1 protein-coding gene is annotated in these 776 nt (G+C 44.2%); it reads right to left on the bottom strand.

Annotation, left to right across the window (positions count from 1 at the left end):
• Window positions 1-776 (bottom strand): IS3 family transposase (locus ACPV3A_RS37710; RefSeq protein ID WP_426205014.1); only part of this gene is annotated, 776 nt, incomplete at both ends.

Below are 776 nucleotides of genomic sequence, written 5' to 3' on the forward strand. Positions count from 1 at the left end.
GCTTTGTTTGCTGCCTCATTCAGGTATATTTTCTCGGTCTTTAAATGAGAGAAGAAAGACTCGATACAGGCATTGTCCAGGCAATTTCCTCGCCTAGAGTGACTGCCTAGCATGCCGAGTTGTTTCAGTTTACGGTTAAATGGCTTTGACGTGTATTGAAACCCTTGATCCGAGTGTAGGATTACCCCACTCAAATCCACGTGTTGACGGAGTCTATCCAGCGTTTCATGAACCAAAGCGAGGTCATTTCGTTCCGAAAGATGCCAAGCTACAATCTCGTTATTGTATAGGTCCTGAATCACAGACAGGTACACAAATTGTTCTCCAGCACGAATATAGGTAATATCTGTAACCAGTTTAGTTCGTGGCGTGTCCGCTTTAAACTGGCGCTGAAGCCGATTCGGATTCACCACAGAAGCTTGTTTTCCAAAGAATCGACGCTTCTTTCGAATGACAGAACAGATTCCTAATTGTTTCATTAATCGGTACACCTTTTTGTGGTTGACCCTAATTCCTTCCCTCCGTAAAGCTACCGTCATTCGAAGATAACCAAAGTAGGGATGAATGCGATGGATGGCAAGCAGATGCGATTCCAATTCATGCTGCTTTTGTCTACGTTCTTTTGCTGCTTGCAAGCTTTTTCTCCACTTGTAATAGCCTGAACGGGAAACCGCGGCTAACTTCAAGAGCCAAACAAGACGATGGTGTACTCGCAAGTCCTCTATGATCTGAAATCTAGCTGCTTTACTCGTCACTCCTTGTGTAGATTTGGATAC

It is taken from the genome of Paenibacillus sp. Dod16 (assembly GCF_049893405.1).
GTDB lineage: Bacteria > Bacillota > Bacilli > Paenibacillales > Paenibacillaceae > Paenibacillus_AQ.